The 20,371-nt window shown below is 74.0% G+C and carries 13 protein-coding genes; 4 read left to right on the forward strand and 9 right to left on the reverse strand.

The window, feature by feature from the left end:
- Positions 1-3 precede the first annotated feature (3 nt).
- From U5640_RS19370 to U5640_RS19400, 7 genes are read right to left on the reverse strand one after another with little or no spacing between them, the layout of a single operon-like run.
- Positions 4-720: an alpha/beta fold hydrolase gene (locus tag U5640_RS19370; protein ID WP_340377015.1), complete on the reverse strand. Its 717-nt coding sequence runs from the start codon at positions 718-720 to the stop codon at positions 4-6.
- Positions 717-2,111 carry a cytochrome P450 gene (locus U5640_RS19375; RefSeq protein WP_340377016.1) on the reverse strand — a complete coding sequence of 465 codons (1,395 nt, stop codon included), beginning with the start codon at positions 2,109-2,111 and terminating at the stop codon, positions 717-719. The genes U5640_RS19370 and U5640_RS19375 overlap by 4 nt, the downstream gene beginning before the upstream one ends.
- Positions 2,111-3,415 carry an MFS transporter gene (locus tag U5640_RS19380; protein ID WP_340377017.1) on the reverse strand — a complete coding sequence of 435 codons (1,305 nt, stop codon included), beginning with the start codon at positions 3,413-3,415 and terminating at the stop codon, positions 2,111-2,113. The genes U5640_RS19375 and U5640_RS19380 overlap by 1 nt, the downstream gene beginning before the upstream one ends.
- Positions 3,408-7,163 carry a beta-ketoacyl synthase N-terminal-like domain-containing protein gene (locus U5640_RS19385; protein WP_340377018.1) on the reverse strand — a complete coding sequence of 1,252 codons (3,756 nt, stop codon included), beginning with the start codon at positions 7,161-7,163 and terminating at the stop codon, positions 3,408-3,410. Before U5640_RS19385 ends, U5640_RS19380 begins: the two co-directional genes overlap by 8 nt.
- Positions 7,164-7,165: 2 nt before the next feature.
- Positions 7,166-8,260, reverse strand: coding sequence for a cytochrome P450 (locus tag U5640_RS19390; RefSeq protein ID WP_340377019.1), 1,095 nt, complete (start codon positions 8,258-8,260; stop codon positions 7,166-7,168).
- Positions 8,257-11,676 (reverse strand): amino acid adenylation domain-containing protein, encoded by a 3,420-nt coding sequence (locus U5640_RS19395; protein ID WP_340377020.1) that lies wholly within the window; start codon positions 11,674-11,676, stop codon positions 8,257-8,259. Before U5640_RS19395 ends, U5640_RS19390 begins: the two co-directional genes overlap by 4 nt.
- The gene (locus U5640_RS19400) at positions 11,676-13,262 is read right to left on the reverse strand and encodes a condensation domain-containing protein (RefSeq protein WP_340377021.1); all 1,587 of its coding nucleotides are present in this window, start codon (positions 13,260-13,262) and stop codon (positions 11,676-11,678) included. Before U5640_RS19400 ends, U5640_RS19395 begins: the two co-directional genes overlap by 1 nt.
- A 456-nt stretch (positions 13,263-13,718) precedes the next feature.
- On the opposite strand from U5640_RS19400, the gene U5640_RS19405 reads away from it, so the two are divergent.
- The 4 genes from U5640_RS19405 (at position 13,719) to U5640_RS19420 (ending at position 18,195) form a co-directional block, all read left to right on the forward strand.
- Positions 13,719-14,966, forward strand: coding sequence for a cytochrome P450 (locus U5640_RS19405; RefSeq protein ID WP_340377022.1), 1,248 nt, complete (start codon positions 13,719-13,721; stop codon positions 14,964-14,966).
- 251 nt (positions 14,967-15,217) lie between these two features.
- Complete coding sequence (locus U5640_RS19410; RefSeq protein WP_340377023.1) at positions 15,218-15,979, forward strand: alpha/beta fold hydrolase; 762 nt, start codon at positions 15,218-15,220, stop codon at positions 15,977-15,979.
- Positions 15,980-16,012: 33 nt separating this feature from the next.
- A complete protein-coding gene (locus U5640_RS19415) occupies positions 16,013-16,999 on the forward strand; it encodes an aldo/keto reductase (RefSeq protein ID WP_340377024.1) in 987 nt (328 codons plus the stop codon).
- An 89-nt stretch (positions 17,000-17,088) separates the two neighbouring features.
- Positions 17,089-18,195 carry a DUF5937 family protein gene (locus tag U5640_RS19420; protein WP_340377025.1) on the forward strand — a complete coding sequence of 369 codons (1,107 nt, stop codon included), beginning with the start codon at positions 17,089-17,091 and terminating at the stop codon, positions 18,193-18,195.
- Positions 18,196-18,271: 76 nt separating this feature from the next.
- Here the strand turns inward: U5640_RS19420 and U5640_RS19425 are convergent, their stop codons facing one another.
- Together U5640_RS19425 and U5640_RS19430 are read right to left on the reverse strand one after the other, a co-directional pair.
- Positions 18,272-18,943, reverse strand: coding sequence for a response regulator transcription factor (locus tag U5640_RS19425; RefSeq protein WP_340377026.1), 672 nt, complete (start codon positions 18,941-18,943; stop codon positions 18,272-18,274).
- Positions 18,944-19,072: 129 nt separating this feature from the next.
- On the reverse strand, positions 19,073-20,275 hold the full coding sequence (locus tag U5640_RS19430; protein WP_340377027.1) for a sensor histidine kinase: 1,203 nt from the start codon (positions 20,273-20,275) through the stop codon (positions 19,073-19,075).
- Positions 20,276-20,371: the final 96 nt, after the last annotated feature.

Raw genomic sequence — 20,371 nt, forward strand, 5'->3', positions numbered from 1 at the left:
GGCTCAGTGCAGGTGGGCGGCGACGACGGCCAGCAGCTCCGGCGCCGACGCGGTCAGGTACATGTGGCCGCCGGACAGCTCCACGGACCGGAAGCCGGCCCCCGCGGCCTTCTCCCAGGCCGCCGCCTCCTCGCCGCTGACGAGTTCGTCGTGGCTGCCGCGGAGCACGGTGAGCGGGACGGGCAGCGGCAGGTCGGTGGACGGCGCGTAGTTCTCGTGCATCTGCACGTCGGCGCGGAGCGTCGGCAGGATCAGCTCGCGCATCTCCGGGTCGTCGAGGGCCTCGTGGCTGTACCCGGCGAACTCGTGGACCCGGGCGAGGAACGCGTCGTCGGGCAGGCCGGTGGCGCGCCGGGTGCGCTGTTCGGCGGGGTGCGGGCAGCCGCTGGCGAAGAGGCGGACGACGGTGGTGTCCCCGGGGTCGGCGACGAGACGGTGGGCCAGGTCGTAGGCGAGGACGGCGCCGAGGCTGTGTCCGAACAGGGCGATCCGGCGGGGCAGCGCGGGGTCGGCGTCGAGGGCGGCGCGCAGGTCGCCGTACAGGCCCTCGACCGCCGTGCGGGCCTCGGTGTGCGGTTCCTCGTCGATACGGCGTTCCCGGCCGGGCAGTTGGAGCGGCAGGATCGTCAGGCCGTCGCCCGCGACCCGCTGCCAGGGGCGGAAGAAGGAGGCGCCGGCCCCCGCGAAGGGCAGGCAGACCAGGGTCGTGCGCGCGGTCATCGGCCCGCCCCTTCCGGATCGGCGGCCCGTCGGGCCGTGTAGCGCACGGGCAGTCTCCTCAGGCCCCGGCTGGTGGAGTTGTCGAAGACCCACTCCAGCTCGTCGTGCGGGACGGCGAGTTCGAGGCCGGCCAGGCGGCGCAGCAGGGTCGGGAAGGCGACGGAGCCCTCGACGCGGGAGAGGGGGGCGCCGACGCAGAAGTGGGCGCCGTGTCCGAACGCGAAGTGCCGGTTGTTGGCGCGGGTGATGTCGAGGCGGTCGGGGTTCTCGAAGGCCTCGGGGTCGCGGTTGGCGGAGTCCATGAGGATGTGGACGAAGCCCTCGCGGGGGATCGGGCAGCCGTCGAGTTCCATGTCCTCGGTGGCCACGCGCAGGGTGCCGCGGTAGACGGGCGGTTCGAAGCGCAGGAACTCCTCGACCGCCGACTCCACCAGCTCGGGCCGGTCGCGCAGCAGCGCGAGCTGGTCGGGGAAGCGGAACAGGGCCTGGAAGCCGTTGCCGATGAGGTTGGCGGTGGTCTTGTGGCCGGCGATGATCAGCAGGACGAGGGTGGAGACGAGTTCGTCGTTGGTGAAGACGTCCTCCTCGTCGGCGGCCCGCAGCAGGATGGAGACCAGGTCCTCGCCGAGTCCCTCGGCGCGGCGCCGGTCGAGCAGCCCGATCAGGTACTGCTCGATGCTGTCGCTGGCTGTCTTCAGCTGCCGGTTCGACTCCTCGTCGGCGAAGGGGGCGCCGCTCAGCCAGTGGCCCCAGGCGTGCAGGTCGGGCCGGTCCTCGATGGGGACGCCGAGGAACTCGCAGATGACCCGCATGGGCAGGGTGAACGCGAACTCCATCAGGTCGATCTCGCCCGACGGGGGCAGCGCGTCGATGAGTTCGTCGGTGATCTCCTGGATGCGGGGCCGCAGCAGGGCCATCCGGCGCGGCACGAAGGCGCGGCTGACCAGTCGGCGCAGCCGGGTGTGCTCGGGCGCGTCCGCGGTGATCATGTTGCGGATGAGGACCGGGCTGCTGTCCTTGAGGAGGTCGCGGAACCAGCCGGGCGCGTTGTCCACGGACTTGGAGAGCCTCGGGTCGCCGAACGCCCGGAGCGCGGTGTCGTAGGCGGAGACCACGTAGGCGTCGCCGCCCGGCGGGTAGTCGATGGCGTGGACCGGGCAACCGGTGGCGCGCAGGCGGGTGTTGGCGGCGTGGGTGGCGCCGGGCGCCGGGTCGGGGCGGGTGAAGAACTCCGGGGGGAGGCGCTCGCCGCCGGCCGCGACACCGACGAGCGTGGCGAGGGCGGGGGCCGGGACGGGGGGCGTGGGAGCCGAGGTGGCGGCCGGCTCCTGCGGACCGTTCGCCGGGACGGCGGCGGGTGCGGCGGGCTGCCGGGGGGCGTCGGCGGGCATCACGTCTCCTTGGAGGTCGGGGCGCCGGACGTCTGCGCCGTGTCGGTGACGGCGTACTCCTCCGGCGGGGCGAGCTTGCGGATGCGGGGGCTGAGCGTGGGCAGGGCGGCCAGGCCCGAGACGATGCCCATGGCCGTGAAGACCGCGGTGGGTCCGGCCAGGTCGAAGAGGGCGCCGACGCCGAACACGCCGAGCGGCGCGGCCACCATCGACATGAACATCACGGCGCCGAGCACCCGGCCCTGGGTCCGGTCGGGGGCCATCGCCGCGAGGTAGGCGAGGAACAGGGCGCTGGTGATGGGCCCGCGCAGGAAGACGCAGGCGACGATGACGCCGAGGGGGACGAGCCCGGAGACGTTGGCGAGCAGGACGGCGGCGACCGGGCCGATCCAGGCGGCGGCCAGGAACAGCACCGGCGGCGGCACCCGTTTGATGATCGGGCCGGCCAGGAGCGAGCCGACCACCCCGCCGATGCCGGCGATGGACAGCAGCAGACCGGTGAAGGTGGCGGAGGCGCCGCGGCTCTCGGCGGTGGCGATCAGCGCGAGGAAGACCCCGGTGTGGGTGAACGCCATGTTCGAGCCCATGATCCAGACGATCAGCAGCCGCAGGACGGGCTGCCGGGCCAGGAAGCGGAAGCCCTCGGCGGCGTTGCGCTTCTCGCCGGGCCCCAGGTTCTCCACCTTCAGGGGCTTGCGGATGAACAGCAGCAGCGCGGACGACACCAGGAACGACAGGGCCGCCGTCAGGAACGGGAAGGCGCGCGCGAGGGCGAACAGCGACCCGCCGGCCGGGGGCCCGCCCATGGTGGCCGCGAAGTACCGGACCTGGTTCTGCGCGGTGGCCTGGGTCAGCTGCGAGGGCGGCACCAGCTGCTTGATGACGGCGAGTCCGGTCGGGTTGGAGACGCCGAGGCAGGCCGCCGAGCCGACGGCCACGGCGAGGATGACGACGGGGTGGGTGTGCCCGGTGGAGACGAGGAGCGCCAGCAGTCCGAGCAGGACGACGCGCACCATGTTGCACACGATCAGCAGCAGCCGCCGGTCGACCCGGTCGGCGAGCGTGCCGCCGGGGATCGACATCAGGCTGGCCGTGACGAGCTGGGCGGAGCCGACGGCACCCGCGTAGAACGCTGAGCCGCCCGTGGCGAGGATCAGCAGCGGGTAGGCGACCTCGGCGGTCTCCTTGGCCAGCGCGGCGAACGCCTCACTGGTCCACAGCGCCTGGAAGTCGGCGTTGCGCAGCAGCGGTTTCGGCTCCCGCGGGCGGGCCTGCGCCTCGTCCTCGGTGATCGCCTCAGCCATGGTCACTCCGTTTCTCGTCCAGCACCGCGAGGAGCCTGGCCGCGAGGGGGCCCGCGTGGGGCGGGGCGAGCATCGACCAGTGGTCACCCGGGACCCGCTCCACCCGCAGCCCCCCGCCGTACAGCCCGGCCAGCCGGGACCGCAGCCGGTCCGGACCGTCCGGCGCGAGCCCCTCGGCCGCCGTGAACAGGACCGCGCGGCAGGGCAGCGGGCGCGGCCGGTGGCGCAGCAGGGCGGTCTGCCGGGCCGCGAACCGCCGCCGCAGCTCCGGCTCCCCGCGCAGCCGCCGGCCGAGCGGGCCGACGCCGAGGGCGGCCTCGGCCCGGTGCCGCAGCCCGGCGCGCAGGAAGTCGGGAGCGAGGCCGACGGGCAGTCCGGCGGTGTCGGGCACGAACCCGTCCAGGCACAGCAGGACGTCGACCTGCTCGCCGCGCCGGATGAGCTGCCGGGCCAGTTCATGGGCGACGACGGCGCCGTAGGACCAGCCGCCGAGCGTGTACGGCCCCTCCGGGCGGGCCCGCAGCAGCGCGGTGAGGTGGGCGGCGGCGAGGGCGGCGACCGTGCGCGGGGTGCCCCGGGGGTCGTCGGCGTCCTCCAGCCCCAGCACCGGCCGGCCGCAGCCGGCGGCGGCGAGGGCGGCGGCGAGGTCCCGGTACGGGAGCGCGGTGCCGACGGCGTCGCTGACCAGGAACAGCGGGCGCTCGCCGGGCCGTCCCTCGGCGAGGGTGGCGACCCCGGGCACCGGGGGTGCCTCGGCGGCGGCCGCGACGACGGCCGCCACGAGGTCTCCGAAGGTGGACCTGCGGGAGAAGTCGGTGACGGACGGGGCGTGACCGGTGCGCTCCCGGACGGCGGACATCAGGCCCACGGCCATCAGCGACTCGCCGCCCAGCACGAAGAAGTCGTCCTCGTCCCGGGCTTCGGGGGCACCGAGGGTGCGGCACCAGAGGTCGGCGAGGAGGGGGCGCAGGCCTCGGCCGGCGACCGGGGCGGTGACGGGCGCGTGCGGGGCGGGGACGGGCGCCGGGGCCGGGGCGGCTGCCGGTGCCGGGGGGCGCGCGGACGCCCCCGCCTCCGCCTCCGCCCTCACGGACGGCCGCTGCCCCTGCCCCTGCGGGTCCTCCCCCTGGAACCGGTACCCGGGCAGCGAGATCCGCTCCGCCCCGGGTCCGGCCGGCTCCAGCACGTCGTCGAGGGCGCGGTCGGCGCCCAGTTCCCACAGGGTGGCGAGCGCCGCCAGCAGGGCGTCCTCGGCGGGTTCGCCGGGCCGTCCGGTCAGACGTACGGCGGTGAAGGCGGCGGCGTCCCAGCCGGCGCTGCGGCGCAGTCCGCCGAGCATCGAGCTGCCGGGGCCGAGTTCGACGTACGTCGTGCAGCCGGAGGCGAGGAGGGTGTCCATGGCGCGGGCGAGCAGGACCGGGCTGCGGAGCTGGGTGGCCCAGTAGTCGGGCCGGGTCACCCGGTCCGGGTCGGCGCGGTCGCCGGTGGTGTTGGAGATCAAGGGCAGCCGGGGCGGGCGGGCGGGCACCGACGACAGGTGGGTCCGCACCGCCTCGGCTGCCGGTTCCATGGCCTTCGAGTGGAAGGCGCGCCGGGTGTGCACCGGCGTGATCGGCAGGCCCGCCAGCGCGGGGCCCGCCAGCAGGTCCGTCAGGGTGTTCCCGGGTCCGGACAGCACGACGGTCCCCGGGCCCTCCACGGCGACGGTGACCTCTCCGTCGGCGGGGAGCCGGGCGGCGATCTCCCGGGCGTCGCCGGTGACGCCGACCATGCGGCCGGGCTCGGTGTCCGCCATGGCGCGGGCCCGCAGGTGCACCACGTCGGCGGCGTCCTGCGGGGACCAGACCCCGGCGAGGGCGGCGGCCGTGTACTCGCCGACGCTGTGCCCGAGCAGCGCGGCGGGCCGGACGCCCCACTCCTTGAGCTGGCTGCCGAAGGCGTGCCCGAGGGCCAGCAGGGCGAGCTGCTGGTGCACGGTGTCCGCGAACCAGCCCTCGGAGGCGCCCGCCCCGGGGTCGACGGCGGGGGACAGGTCGATGCCGTGGGCGTCCCGCACGTGCGCGGCAATCGTGTCGAAGGCGGTCCGGAAGCCGGGGAGCGCGTGGTGCGCGGCGGCGCCGGCGGCGTGCCGCAGGGTGCCCTGGCCGGGGAGGAGGAAGGCGACCTTGCCGAGCCTGCGCGGCCTGGCGCCCGCCTCCCGGCGCGCCTCGCGCCCGGCGACCGAGCGCAGCAGCCGTACGGCCTGCTCGGGGTCGCCCGCCACGACGGCCGCCCGGTGCTTGTACCTCCGTCGCGCGGCGAGCGTCCGGGCGGCCTGAGCGACGGTCGGAGCGGCCGCGGCCGGCCCACCGGCCGCCTCGGCTCCGGACGGGCCGAGGGTGTCGGCGAGGAGGCCGGCCAGTTCGCCCAGTGCCCGCGGTGCCGCTGCCGAGAGCAGCAGGGGGCGTGGGCCGGGGCGGACGGGCCGGGGGGTGGTGCGGGGGGCGGCGGTGAGGACGACGTGGGCGTTGGTGCCGCCGACGCCGAAGGAGCTGACGGCGGCGGCGCGGGGCGCCTGCCACGGCTCGGCCCGGTCCACGATCCGGAACGGCGAACCGTCCAGTTCCAGCAGGGGGTTGGGCCGGGTGTAGTGCGCCGTGGGCACCAGCCTGCGGCGTTCCAGCATCAGCGCGGTCTTGATCAGCCCGGCGACCCCGGAGGCCGCGCCGGTGTGTCCGATGTTGCCCTTGACGGCGCCGAGCGCGCACCGCGTACGGCCCGGCGCGGGGCGGCCGAAGACCTCGGTGAGCGCCTGGACCTCCACCGGGTCGCCGAGCCGGGTCGCGGTGCCGTGGGCCTCGATGTAGTCGAGGTCGGCGGGGTCGATGCCCGCCACGGTCTGTGCGGCGCGGATCACCTCGCTCTGGCCGGCCGGGGAGGGCGCGGTGAAGGCCATCTTGTCGGAGCCGTCGTTGTTGACGGCGCTGCCGGTGATCACGGCGGCGATCCGGTCGCCGTCGCGCTGCGCGTCCGCGAGCCGTTTGAGGACGACCACGGCGACGCCTTCGCTGGGGACCGTGCCCGCCGCGTGCTCGTCGAAGGGCCGGCAGCGGCCGTCGGGCGAGAGGATGCCGCCGGGCTCGAAGAGGTAGCCCCACTCGCCGTCGGGCATCACGGTGACACCGCCCGCGAGCGCCGCGTCGCACTCGCCGCCGAGGAGGGCGCGCACGGCGAGGTGGGTGGCGGTGAGTGAGGTGGAGCAGGCGGTCTGCACGGTGAGCGCGGGGCCGCGCAGCCCGAGTTTGTAGGCGGCGCGGGTGGCGAGGAAGTCCTTCTCCCGGCCGATGTAGCGGGCGAGTTCGCCCAGGTCGGGGCCGAGGTGCTCGCCCACCCGGTCGGCACCGGCGTACACCCCGACGCGCCCCCGGAAGCGGGTCGGGTCGAGTCCGGCGTCGTCGAAGGCGGTGACCGCGGCCTCCAGGAAGACCCGCTGCTGCGGGTCGGTGGCGGCGGCCTCGGCGCGGCTGTAGGAGAAGTACGCGTGGTCGAAGCGGCGGGAGCCGGCGATCACGCCCATCGCGGGCACGAAGTTCTCCCGGCGGACGTACGCCGGGTCGGCGCCGCGCGCGATCAGCTCCTCCGGTGCGGGGCGGCTGATGCCGTCGGCCCCGGCGCCGAGCAGCGCCCAGTACCGTTCCACGTCCTCGGCCCCGGGCAGCCGGCAGGCCATGCCGACGACGGCCACCGCGCCCTGTGCTGCGCTCGGCACGCTCACACCCCCAGCTCGACGTAGAGGTGGTCGAGACCCACGTACGACAGGTTGGGGCCCCACTCGGGGGTCTCGGCGGCGAGCCGGGCGTCCGGGAAGCGGGCGGCGAAGCGGCGCAGCAGGACGGCGGCCTCCAGGCGGGCCAGGGGCGCGCCCACGCAGTAGTGCGGGCCGAAGCCGAAGACGAGGTGCTGGTCGCCGGTGACAGGACAGGCACCGCTGCCACCCGTCCCGTCGAGCAGCGCCTCGCCGGTGAGGCTCACCAGCACCAGGTCGCCGGCGCGCATCGACTCCCCGGCGAGCTCCTGGTCGTACGCCACGACCCGGCCCAGGTGCCTGAGCGGCGGCCGGCGTTGCAGCACCCGTTCGACGAACTCCTCGGCCGCACCGGGCCGTTGCGCCCGTACGGCGTCCCAGACCGCCGGCTCGGCCAGGGCGTCCATGACGGTCGACGCGAGGAGCGAGGAGGTGGTCTCCAGGCCGCCGAAGAGGTTCATCGCCCACGTCGCGGTGGTGCGGGCGCGGTCCTCGGCGGTCTCCTGCGGGAAGGACTTGGGGGCGTCGGCGCGCGAGAGCGCCTCGGTCATCTCCCCCATCGTGCGGTGGGCCTCGGCCGCGTGGTCGCGGCGGTACATGGCGCCGATGAACAGCGACAGGGTGCGCGCCCAGCGGTGCAGGGTCTCCGGGGGTTCGGCGATCCCGACGACGTGCGCCATCACGCGGCCGGAGATCCCGTCGGCGACGGCCGGGACGACGTCGTACGGCGGGCCCGCGGCCAGCGCGTCCAGGCACGCGTCGGTGATCTCCTCGACGCGGGGCGCGAGGGAGCGGACGTAGGAGGCGGACAGCAGGCGCTGCACGGGGCGGCGCAGCGCGGTGTGCTCGGGGGCGTCGGTCTGCACGAACCACAGCCGCAGGAACTCGGTGAGCTCGCGGTACTCCTCGCGGACCGCCTCGGGCATGTAGAGCTGGAAGGATCGCTCGAACGTCCCGGATGTGAAGCCGGGGTGGTGGAGGACCTGCCGGGCGAGCCGCGGATCGGCGACCACCCAGCAGTCGAGGTCCTCGTCCCACGCGAGCGGGGGTGTGGCGTTCACGCGCCGCCGGCCTCCTTCTCGACGAGCGCCCTGAGGCCCGCCGGGGTCGGCGAGAGCAGGAAGTCGCGGAGCCGGACGGTCGTGCCGAGGTGCTCCTTGACCTTGCGCATGAGGCGTACGGCGCCCAGGGAGTTGCCGCCCACCATGAAGAAGTCGGTGTCGGCGTCGATGTCCCCGGCCTCGGCGTCCTCGGCGAGTTCGGCGAACAGCTCGGCGATCCGCGCGGTCAGGGCCGCCCCGGGGTCGGCGGCGGTCCGCTCGGCCTGTCCGGCGGGGACCGCGGAGGCGGCGAGGGCGCGCCGGTCGACCTTGCCGTTGGCGGTGACGGGGATGCCGTCCACGAGCGTCCACAGGGTGGGGACCATGTACGCGGGCAGCTGCCGCTGGAGCAGGGAGCGCAGGTCGGTGGCGGCGAGGGAGGCGCCCGGCGCCGGGACCACCGCGGCGAGAAGCCGCTTGTCGGCGCTGTCCCCCTCGGTGACCAGCACGACGGCGTCCTGCACGGCCGGGTGGCCGCACAGCACGTCGGCGATGGCGCTGAGCTCGACCCGGTAGCCGCGCAGCTTGACCTGGTCGTCGGCGCGGCCGAGGAAGGTCAGCCGGCCGCGGGAGTCGAGGCGTACAAGGTCACCGGTGCGGTAGAGCCGCTCGGGGACGTCGGGTGAGAACGTCCCGAAGGAGCGGGCCGTCTCGTCGGGGTCGCCGAGGTAGCCGTCGGCGAGGCCCTCGCCCGCCGCGTACAGCTCGCCGACCGCGCCGGGCGGCAGCAGCCTGCGGCGGGCGTCCAGGACGTACACGCGCGTGCCGGGCACTGGGCGGCCGATGGGCAGCGGGCCGTCGACCTCGTCGGGCGAGGAGACGGAGTGGGTGGTGGTGAAGGTGGTGTTCTCGGTGGGGCCGTAGCCGTTGGTGACGACGAGGCCGGGATGGCGGGCGAGGGCGCGGGCGGTGTGCTCGTGCGGGACGACGTCCCCGCCGGTCAGCAGCTGCCCGAGGCCGCCGAGCGCGTCGGGGGCGAACTCCTCCACGAGCCGGAACAGCCCGGCCGTCAGCCAGGCGACGGTGATCTCGCGCTCGCGCAGGAACGCCCCGAGTTCGGTGGGCGAGGCGAGGCCCGCCGGGTGCACCTCCAGGGCGGCGCCGGTCAGCAGGGCGCCCCACACCTCCAGCGTGGAGGCGTCGAACGCGAGCGGCGACAGCCGCAGCATCCGCTCCCCGGGGCCGAGCCGGACGAAGTCGGCCTCGTGCACCAGCCGGATCACGGCCCGGTGCGGCACGGCGACGCCCTTGGGCTCCCCCGTGGAACCGGAGGTGAAGGCGACGTAGGCCAGGCGGGAGGGGTCCTCCGCGGCGGGTTCCGGAGCGTCGGGAGCGGGCTTCCACGTGGGGTCCCACACCGGCACCGGCTCGGCGCCGAGGGCCCGGAAGCGGGCGGCCGCCGCGCCGTCCGGCGGGCCGACCAGCGCGGCGGAGGGTGCGGCGCGGGTCACGATCCTCGCCAGGTGGGCGTCGGTGGCGCCCTGTTCGACCCCGACGTAGGCGGCGCCCGCCCAGAGCACGCCGAGGACGGCGACGGCCTCGGCGACCGAGCGCTCCACGCCGACCAGCACCCGGTCCCCGGCGCCGACCCCGGCGGCGCGCAGCAGCCGCGCCTGTTCCCCGGCCGCGGCGGCGAGCTGGGCGTAGGTGAGGGCGGCCGTGGCGTCCCGTACGGCGACGGCGTCGGGGGTGCGGGCGGCGGCCGCGCGGAACAGGGCGTCGAGGGACGTGCCGGGGAAGTCGGCGCGGGTGGCGTTGAGGGCGGTGAGCCGGGCGTGGCCGTCGGCGGAGAGGCAGCGCACGTCCTCCAGCCGTGACGCGTCCCCGGTGGCGAGTTCCTCGGCGCCGGCCAGGAAGTCGGCGACGAAGGCGCGGGTCTCGGTCTCGGTCCACACGGCGGTGGCGTACTCGACGTGGCCCGCGTAGGCGGGGTCGGAGTGCCCGATGAGCAGGGTCAGGTCGAACTGGGAGCCGCCGCCGTGCCCCTCCTCGACCCGCAGCCGCGCGGTGCCCGCATCGAGGGTTCGGGGTACGAGCTGGTCGTGCATGCCGAAGCAGACCTGGACGAGCGGGTGGCAGCCGAGGCTGCGTTCGACGCCGAGTCGGGTGACCAGTTCCTCGAAGGGGAGGTCGCCCGCGTCGATGGCGCGGCCGAGCGAGGTGTGCACGGAGCGCAGGTACTCGGCGGGGCTCGCGTCGTCGTCGAGGTCGACGCGGACCGGTACGAGGTTGCCCGCGACGGCGATCAGCAGGTCCAGCCCGGCGCTCTGCCGGCCGAGCAGCGGCACGCCGACGAGCAGACTGCGCGCCCCGGTGCGGCGGCCGAGGGCGAGGGCGAACGCGCCGAGCAGGAAGGCGTACGGGGTGACGCCGAGCGTGCGGGCCCGCTCGGTGACGGCGGCGGACAGGGCCGGTCCGAGGTCGAGGCCGGTGCGTTCGCCCGTGGCGTCCTGGAGGGCGGGGCGCGGCCGGTCGGCGGGGAGTTCCAGGGTGGTGGGCGCCCCGTCCAGGTACCCCTTCCAGAACTCGGCCTGGGTGTCCCACACGCCCCGGGCGCGCAGGCTCTCCTGGCGGTCCGTCAGCAGCCGAAGGGGCGGGGCCTCGCCGGCGTCCGGTTCCGGCCCGGTGCCGGTGAGCGCGGCGTGCCGGGCGGACAGCTCGCGCAGCAGCAGACCGACCGCCCGGCCGTCGAGGACCATGTGGTGCGCGGCGAGCACGATCGCGTCCCGGCCCGCCGGGTGCGTGAAGTGCAGCAGCCGCCAGGCGGGCGCGGCGGACAGGTCGAAGGGCCGGCGGCCCTGTGCGGCGCCCTCGCGGCGCACGAACGCCTCGAACTCCTCGGCCGGTCCCTCGTGCGCGATCTCCGTCAGCTGCGGGACGTGCTCGGCGAGCAGTTCCCGTACGACGTCGTCCTCGCCGTCGCCGGTGCTCTCCCGGAAGACGGTGCGCAGGCCCTCGTGGCGGGCGGCGGTCTCGGCGAGCGCCTTGGCGAGGGCGCCGCGGTCGATCCGCCCGCCGTCCTCGGTGAACGCGGTGAAGACGAGGTTGTACGGCGAGCCGCCGGCCACCCGCTCGATGAGCCACATACCGCGCTGGGCGGGTGAGAGGGCTCCGTCGTCGTCCCGCCGGGGGGTGTCGTGGGCGGCCTCGGCGGGCTGTCCGGCCCGCGCCTCGGCGAGCACCTCGGCGAGCGGGCGCCCGCCGAGGAGGTCGAGCACGGGGATGCGCAGGCCGAGCCGTTCCTGGGCGAGGGCGGCCAGGCGCATGGCCCGCAGCGAGTCACCGCCGAGGGAGAGGAACGTCTCCGTGGCGAAGCCGGCCGGGTCCGCCCCGTCGCCGAGGACGGAGACGGCCAGCGCTTCGCGGGCCGACGCCATCAGAGGGCCTCGGCGGGCTTCGCGAGCAGGTCGGCCTGGCCGCCGACCGTGGCGGAGCGGAACAGGTCGATGGTGCGCAGGGTCCGTCCGGAGGCCTGGCTGAGGCGCTCCACCAGGACCACGAGGAGCAGGGAGTCGCCTCCGGACTCGAAGAAGCTGATGTCGTCGTCGGGGTCGTCGGCGGTGTCCTCGATGCCGAGGACCTCACGCCACACGGACCGCACGAGGGCGAGCCGCTCCTCCGGGTCGTCCAGGTCGATGGTCCGGGCGGGCTGTTCCAGCACGGGTTCCTCCGGTGAGGTGGCAAGGTCCGCGGCACTGCGCCGCAGATCCGTCAGGAAGGCGGACACGGCCATGGGGTCGGTGACGTCCGTCGGGTGGTCGAGGGAGAGCTCCAGCCGCCGTCCCTCGGCGCCGTCCGTGACGCGGACGAACGCGGCGAGGTCGTACTTGACGTAGAGGGGGTCGAGCGGACGCAGCCGGCCGGTGACACCGGGGGCGAGCACGGGGGTGTGGGGGGCGTCGTCCAGGTTGAGCAGGACCGGGGTGAGAGGCGGCCAGAGCCGGGTGCGGTCGGGGTTGAGGCGGGCGGCGAGCGCGTCCAGGGGCACGTCGGCGTCCATGAACGCCTCCATGGCGGCGATCCGGGCGGCGCCGAGCAGGTCCCGCCAGGTGGTGTCGGGCTCCAGGGTGATCCGCAGCACCACGGTGGTGATGAACATGCCGATGACGTCCCCGGCGTCGGGGTGGTCGCGGCCGGGCCAGGCGAAGGCGATCAGGAAGTCGCGCTGTCCGCTGTTCCTGGCCAGGGTCGCGGAGAGCAGGGCGACGCCGAGCATGAACGTCGTACAGCCCTCCTCGGCGGCGACCGCCAGGGCCTTCGCCGTGCGGTCGGCGTCCAGGCGAGTGGTGACGGTGGCGCCGAGCCGGGCGGCCTCCAGGTCGCCGCCGGCGCCGCGCTCGAAGGGCAGGACCACGTCGACGGGGGCGCCCTTCAGCCGTTCGACGACCTCGTCGACCTGGGCGGCGATCTCCTCAGGCGGGCGTTCGGCGACGACGGAGGCGGGGTGCGGCGGGTCGCTCAGCCGCGGGACGGTGCCGGCGAGCCGGGCCCGGTAGACGGTGAAGATCTCTTCGAGGAGCATCGTGCGGGACAGTCCGTCGACGACGATGTGGTGGGAGACGAGGACCAGCAGGGTGCGCCGGGCGTCGAGCCGTACGACGACCGCCCGGGCGGGTGCGTCGGCGGCCAGGTCGAACGGGGTGCCGCACAGCGTCCGTACGTACGCGTCGACCTCGGCCTCGGTGAGCCCCTCGGCCTCGGCGTCGCGCAGCAGGGCGGTGCCGGGTTCGCCGTCGGTGCGGTACTCGACCCGGCGCGCGCCGAGGTCGAAGCGGAAGCGGGCCCGCAGGGACGGGTGGCGGGCGAGGGTGAGCCGGGCGGCCTCGACGAGGTGCCCGTGGTCCACCTCGCCGGTGAACTCCACGACGGACGGCACGAGCTGGGTGGGGCGCTGCAGCTCGTCGCGGTCGAGGACCCACAGGCCCTGCTGCATGCGGGTGGCCGGGTACCAAACGGACAACACGCGAGATTCCCCCGAAACTCATGTGAACTGAAAACGCTTACCAGGGCCGCGAAGAGCATGCGGTAAAACGGTGCGCAAACGAATGGAAAGCAAAATGCGATTCCGACACGGCCAGAACGGCGGGCGCCGCTCAATGGCTGAATTACCGTAGGCAGCCCACGATGAACATGTCAAGGCCCTCCCGGCAGGCATACTGATCAACGGATGGCACCCCCTCGGACCTGCCGATCGGTTCCCAGTCACCAGTTTTTGGCCAGATGGCGGAAAATCAATTCAATGCTGAACATGTCCAAATCATTGCGCTCACGCAAACACCGTAAACAGTTCATCAAATAATTAAGCTTCATCGGACACCTGTCGTGTACGTTGACTCGCGGCATCCTCACCGGACGAAAGGACGACCCCTTGAAAGTCCATGACGCCGCCCGACCCGACGCAGCGATTTCCGGATGCCCCGTGCACCAGGGGGCGACGGCCGATCTCGTCGACCCGTGGCTGTACAGCGGGGGCGACGCGCACGCCGTCTGGCGGTGGATGCGGAACCAGGAGACCCTGACCCGCCAGGAGGTCGACGACCGGCGCGGGTTCTGGAACATCGTCGGCTTCCACGACGCCGAACGCGTCCTGCGGGACACCGAGACCTTCACCTCCGAGCGCGGCACCATGCTCGACCTGCTCGGCACCGACGACCCGGCCGGCGGGAAACAGCTCGCCGTCACCGACCCGCCGCGCCACACCGAGATGCAGACCCGGCTGAAGAAGGCCCTCGCCGTCAAGGCCGTGGAGCGGCAGAAGGACATGATCAGGCCGCTGGTCGTGGACCTGATATCCCCGCTCGGCGACGGCGGTACGTTCGACTTCGCCGAGGCCATGCTGGCCATGCCGATGTCCGTGACCGGCACGATGATGGGCCTGCCCTCGGCCGACTGGGCCTGGCTCAGCCGGCTGACGACGATCTGCATCGCCGCCGACGACCCCGAGTACCAGGACCCGGGCGGCAAGGCCGCCACCCTGGAGCGCGCCCACCGCGATCTGTTCGCCTACTTCCAGGACCTGATGCGCTTCCGTCGGCAGAACCTCGGCGACGACCTGCTCAGCGTGCTGATCTCCACCGAGTTCGAGGGCCGCCACATGGACCCCGGCGAGATCGTCGCGAACTGCTACAGCCTGCTGCTCGGGGCGAACGTCACCACCCCGCACTCCCCCAACTACGTGATGGCGGAGTTCATCGAGCGGGGCGTCCTGGAGGACTGGGCCGCGCACCCCGAGCTCACCCCCTCCGCCACCGAGGAGGCACTGCGCTGGGCCTCGCCCGTCAACCACTTCCTGCGGTACGCCACCCGGGACGTCGAGGTCAGGAACACCAAGGTCAGCGCCGGTGACGCGGTGGTCGTCTGGCTCGGCTCCGCCAACCGCGACGACGCCGTCTTCCCCGACGCGGGCACCTTCGACATCCGCCGCAGGCCCAACAAGCACATCGCCTTCGGCATCGGCCCGCACTACTGCATCGGCCACAGCGTGGCCCGTGTCACCCTGCGCATCCTCTTCGAGGAACTCCTCACCCGCTTCGACACCTTCCGCCCGGCGGGCACCCCGGAACGCCTGGCCTCCAACTTCGTCTCGGGCTGGAAACACGTCCCGATCACGGCCCGCCGCCGCAACCGCTCTCCCAGGCCGGGGGCGGGGGCGGGGGAAACGGGGTGAGCAGGATCAACGGGGTGACGGGTGTTACGGGGACGGCTGGGGGTGCGGGGAGCGCCCAGGTCCCGGGGACCGCCCAGATCCCGGGGACGGTTGGGGTTCCAGGGACGGTTGGGGTTCCAGGGACGGTTGGGGTTCCAGGGACCGGCGGGGTCACGCGGACCTCCGGGGTCGTCGCAGCCGAGCGGGTGGCCGGCGCGTCTCCCCCGGCCGTGCGGCCGGCCGGGCGGGGCCGGGGGCCGCGTACTCCGTGGTTGCGGTGTTTTCATGCCGCCGCACCCCACGCCGTACGGCTGTTCGTGTTTCCGCACGCCGGGGGCAACGCCGCCTTCTTCCACCCGTTCTCCGCGCGGCTCGCGCCCGGGGTCGAGGTGCTGGTCGTGCAGTATCCGGGCCGCCAGGAGCGGTTCCACGAACCCTGCGTGGAGGATCTGCACGAGCTGGCCGACACCGTCGCCGCCGAGATCGCCGAGTGGGCCGAGGAACCGTACGCCCTGTTCGGGCACAGCATGGGCGCCACGCTCGCCTTCGAGGTGGGCGCCCGGCTGCACGCCGCCGGGCGCCGGCCGCGCGCCCTGTTCGTGTCGGGGCGGCGCGCGCCCTCCGTGCCCGCGCCCGGCTCGGTGCACCGGGCGAGCGACGAGAAGCTGATCGCCGACATGAAACTCCTCGGCGGCACCGACACCCGGATGCTGGACAACCCCGAGCTGCTCGCGGCGATCCTCCCGGCGGTGCGCAGCGACTACGTCGCCACCGAGACCTACCGCTACCGGGGCGCGCCCCCGCTCGACTGCCCCGTCACCGCGTTCATCGGGGACGTGGACCCGCGCGTGGACGCCCCCATGGCCCGGGCCTGGGCCACGCACACGACCGACGAGTTCGCCCTCCACACCTACGAGGGCGGCCACTTCTTCCTCGTGCCGCACCTGGACGCCCTCGTGCGGACCATCGCCGAATCCCTCGCCGACTCTCGCCCCCAAGCCGGAATCACCGATTCCGGAATCATCAATTCCTGAACCGATCACCCGGAATCCCCGAAGAGGACTCTCATGAAATACCGCGTCATCGGCAGCGACCCGGCCACCCGCCGTGAGGTGAGTGTGCTGAGCCTCGGCTCCATGCTCTTCGGGACGGTGACCGACGAAGCGACCTCCTTCGCCCTCCTCGACCGTTTCGTCGAGGCCGGCGGCACCTTCATCGACACGTCCAACAATTACGCCTTCTGGGTGGGCGGCACCCAGGGCGGCGAGAGCGAGGAACTCCTCGGCCGCTGGATCCGCAGCCGGGGTATCGGCGACGAGATCACCTTCGCCACGAAACTCGGCGCCCGCCCGAACGCCCCGTCGAGCGGTTTCAGCCTGGATGTCGAGGGACTTTCGGCCAAGACCATCCGGGAATCCGCCGAGCGCAGCAGGGAGCGGCTCGGGATCGAGCGCATCCACCTGCTGTACGCGCACATCATGGACGAGAAGACCCCCCTGGAGGAGACCGTCCAGGGCTTCGGCGAGGTCGTCGCCGACGGCGTCGCCGGCCTGCTCGGCGCGAGCAACCACTGGGCCTGGCGGATCGAGGCCGCCCGCAATCTGGCCAAGGCGGCAGGCCTGCCGGGCTACGAGGTCCTCCAGCACCACCACAGCTACCTCCGCCAGCGCGCCGACATCCCGAGCCTGCGCTCGCCCGACGGCAACCAGGGCCTGGTCAGCGCCGACCTGCTCAGCTACGTCCGCGCCCACCCCTCCCTCACCCAGGTCGCCTACTCCCCGCTGCTGTCGGGGGCGTACGTCCGCGACGACAAGCCGCTCGGCCCGGGCTTCGAGCACGCGGGCACGCAGCCCCGGCTCCAGGCGGCGCGCGAGGTGGCCGAGGAGACCGGCGCGAGCGTCAACCAGGTCGTACTGGCGTGGCTGCTCGGCGGCGACATCCCGATCCTGCCACTGGTCGGCGCCTCCTCGATCGAACAGTTGAACGACAGCCTGGCGGCGGTCGACCTGGAGCTGACGGCGGAGCAGCGGGCGAAGCTCGACGGCGTGAACTGACCTCACCCGCGCCCCGGCTCCCGGCTCCCGATTGACGGCTGCCGTCAATCGGGAGCCGGGTCGTCGGTGGCGGGGTGCACCATGAGGGCATGAGCGTCCGCATCGACATCACGGGGCTGCGGCCGGAGCGGGTCACCGTCGTGCCCTCGCCCCTGGCCGAGCTCGGCATGGCCCTGCACGCGCTCTCCGAGCCCGGACACCACCCCGGTCTCCAGGGCTGGGTCACCGGGGTCACCGCCCGCCTGGACCCGTATCTCGCCGACCGGATGTGCGAGGCGGACTTCCTGTGGCGGACGACGTTCTCCGACCTCTTCCTGCCCTACGCCGGCCTCCCGGGGCGCGACGCGCTGCCCGGCGCCACCCTCACCGAGGAACTGGACCTCCTCGACAAACTCACGGACGAACAGTTCGTGAACGCCGCGACGGAATTCATGTGCACCCCCGGGTACGACGCGCCCGGCCTCGACGTCCTCGCCGACCCCGCCCAGCACCGCCGCGCCCTGGACCTGGCGGCCTCGCGCGGTCCCCGCCAGGTGCACTTCACCCGGCGGCTGCTCGACGACCCGCCCGGGGTGCGCGCCTGGCTGCGGCAGTTCCTCCGGGACTGCGACGAGGCGTTCTTCGCCGACGTCTGGGCCCGGGTGAGCCTCCCGCTCGCCGCCGACGCCCGCCACAAGACGGACCTGCTGCGCCGCAAGGGCCTGGCGGAAGCGCTCACCTCGGTCTCCTCCGCCGTGTCACTGGACGAGGGCGGGACGCTGATCTCGGTGGACAAGATGGCCCACGGCCGCACGGCCACGGGGGACGGCGGCCTCCTGCTCGTCCCGACCAGCCTGGGCTGGCCGCATCTGATGGTCCTGCACCGGTACGGCTGGCAGCCGGTCCTGCACTACCCGGTCGGCTCCCCCGAACTGGCCTCGCCGCCCTCGGTCGAGCAGCTGACACTGCGCATCACCGCGCTCTCCCACCCCGTCCGGATGCGGATCTGCCGGCTGCTCGCCCGCAGCGCCTACACCACGAGCGAGATGGCCCAGTCCCTGGGCATGACGGCCCCCGAGATATCCCGCCACCTCGGCGTCCTCAAGAAGGCCTCCCTCATCACGACCCGCCGCCGCGGCCGGTACGTCCTGCACCAGCTGGACGTGACGGTGGTGGCCCGGCTGGGCAGCGACTTCCTGGAGGGGCTCCTGCGCTGACCGGCGCCCGAGCGCCCCGGCGGTCCCGAGGACCCCGCGGACGCCCCCCGGCACCCCGCGACGGGCCCCGCCCGGGTCAGCCGTGTCCGCCGGCCCGCACCAGGCCCGTCTCGTACGCCAGCACCACCACCTGCACCCGGTCGCGCAGCCCCAGCTTGGTCAGGATGCGGCCGACATGGGTCTTCACGGTCGCCTCGGACAGCACCAGCCGGGCGGCGATCTCCCCGTTGGACAACCCCTGCGCGACCAGCACCATCACCTCGCGCTCACGGTCGGTGAGCCGCTCCAGCCCCTGGTGCCGGGGCTCCTTGCCGGCGCTGGGCAGCATCGGCGCGAACCGGTCGAGGAGGCGGCGCGTGGTGGAGGGCGCGACCACGGCGTCGCCGCTGTGCACCGAGCGGATCGCGGCGAGCAGTTCCCCGGGCGGCACGTCCTTGAGCATGAAGCCGGAGGCGCCCGCCTTCAGCCCGGAGAACGCGTACTCGTCCAGGTCGAAGGTGGTCAGGATCAGCACCTTCGGCGGTTCGGGCTCCGCGCAGATCCGCCGGGTGGCCTCGACCCCGTCCAGCTTCGGCATGCGCACATCCATCAGGACCACGTCGACGTCCGTGGAGCGCACCACCTGAAGGGCCTCGACGCCGTCGCCCGCCTCCGCCACGACCTCCATGTCCGGCTGGGCGGCGAGCACCATCCGGAACCCGGTGCGCAGCAGCACCTGGTCGTCGACGAGCATCACGCGGATCGTCATGAGGTCCTCTTCCATGTCTTCCGGATCTTCCGGGTCTTCCCGGTCTTCCGGATCTTCCGGGTCTTCCGGGCTTCTGAAGGTCGGGGCGTCGGGGGCGTGACAGGTGTCAACGAAGGGCGTGCGTCGGCGTCAATGCGCCGGTTTGAGCGGGAGCAGGACGCTGATGCGGAATCCTCCGCCCGGGCGCGGGCCCGCGTCCAGCGTGCCGCCGACCATGCCGACCCGCTCCCGCATGCCGATCAGACCGTGGCCCTGGCCGTCGGCGCCGCCCTCCTCGTACAGCTCGTGCGGCGCGCCCTTGCCGTCGTCCTCGACGAGCAGCCCCAGACCGTCGTCGAAGTAGACCAGCCGTACGCTCGCCCCCGCGTTGGGCCCGCCGTGCTTGCGCGTGTTCGTCAGCGCCTCCTGCACGATCCGGTACGCGGTGAGCTCGACGCCGCTGGGCAGCGGCCGCGGGGTGCCCTCGATCTTGAAGTCGACCGGCAGCCCCGAGCCACGGCACTGCTGCACGAGGTCGTCGATCTGCTCCACGTCCGGCTGCGGCACGTACTCCCCGCCCTCCTGGTGCTCCCCGGTACGCAGGACGCCCAGCAGCCGGCGCATCTCCGCGAGGGCCTGCCGGCCGGTGGAGGAGATCGTCTCCAGGGCCTTCTTCGCCTGGTCGGGCGCGGCGTCGAGGACGTACGCGGCGCCGTCGGCCTGCACCACCATCACCGAGACGTTGTGCGCGACGACGTCGTGCAGCTCCCGCGCGATGCGGGCGCGCTCGGCGGCGACGGCGACCTTGGCCTGCGCCTCGCGCTCCTTCTCCAGCCGCGCGTTGCGCTCCTCCAGCTGCGCGAAGTACGCCCGCCGGGTGCGGATCGAGTCGCCGAGCACCCAGGCCAGCGCGAACGGCACGGTCTGGAAGACGATGACCGCGAACTGGCCCGGCACGCTCGCGTGCTCGTGCGGCCACCTCACCTGCGCCAGCGTGGCGGCGCTCAGGGACATGGCCAGGGCCAGCCGGGACGCCCAGCGGGCGCCCGTGGCGGCGACCGTGTAGACGATCACCAGCAGGGCGAAGTCGGCGGCCGTGACCCCGACGTTCAGCACGAGCTGGGCCACGCCGAGCGCGGCGGCCAGCACCAGCATCTTCTCCGGCATGAGCCGGCGCAGCGCGATGACCAGGCACAGGAGGGCGACGACCGGCACGAGCAGCGCCAGGGAGTCGGTGCCGCCCCGGTCCTGACCCGCGGTTCCGGCAGCCGCGGTGATCCCGAACAGGACCACGGCCCAGAAGCAGTCCACCCCGGTCGGGTGTCTGCGGAGGAAGTCATAGAGGCGCTGCACGTAACCCAGCGTAGGGAAGCGCCGTGTGTGCGGGGGTCAGCCGAAGGGCCGATCCGGTCCCGCCGCGCATACTCCGCAAGGTGGAGGCCGTGATCA

It is taken from the genome of Streptomyces sp. SS7 (assembly GCF_037993025.1).
Classification (GTDB): domain Bacteria; phylum Actinomycetota; class Actinomycetes; order Streptomycetales; family Streptomycetaceae; genus Streptomyces.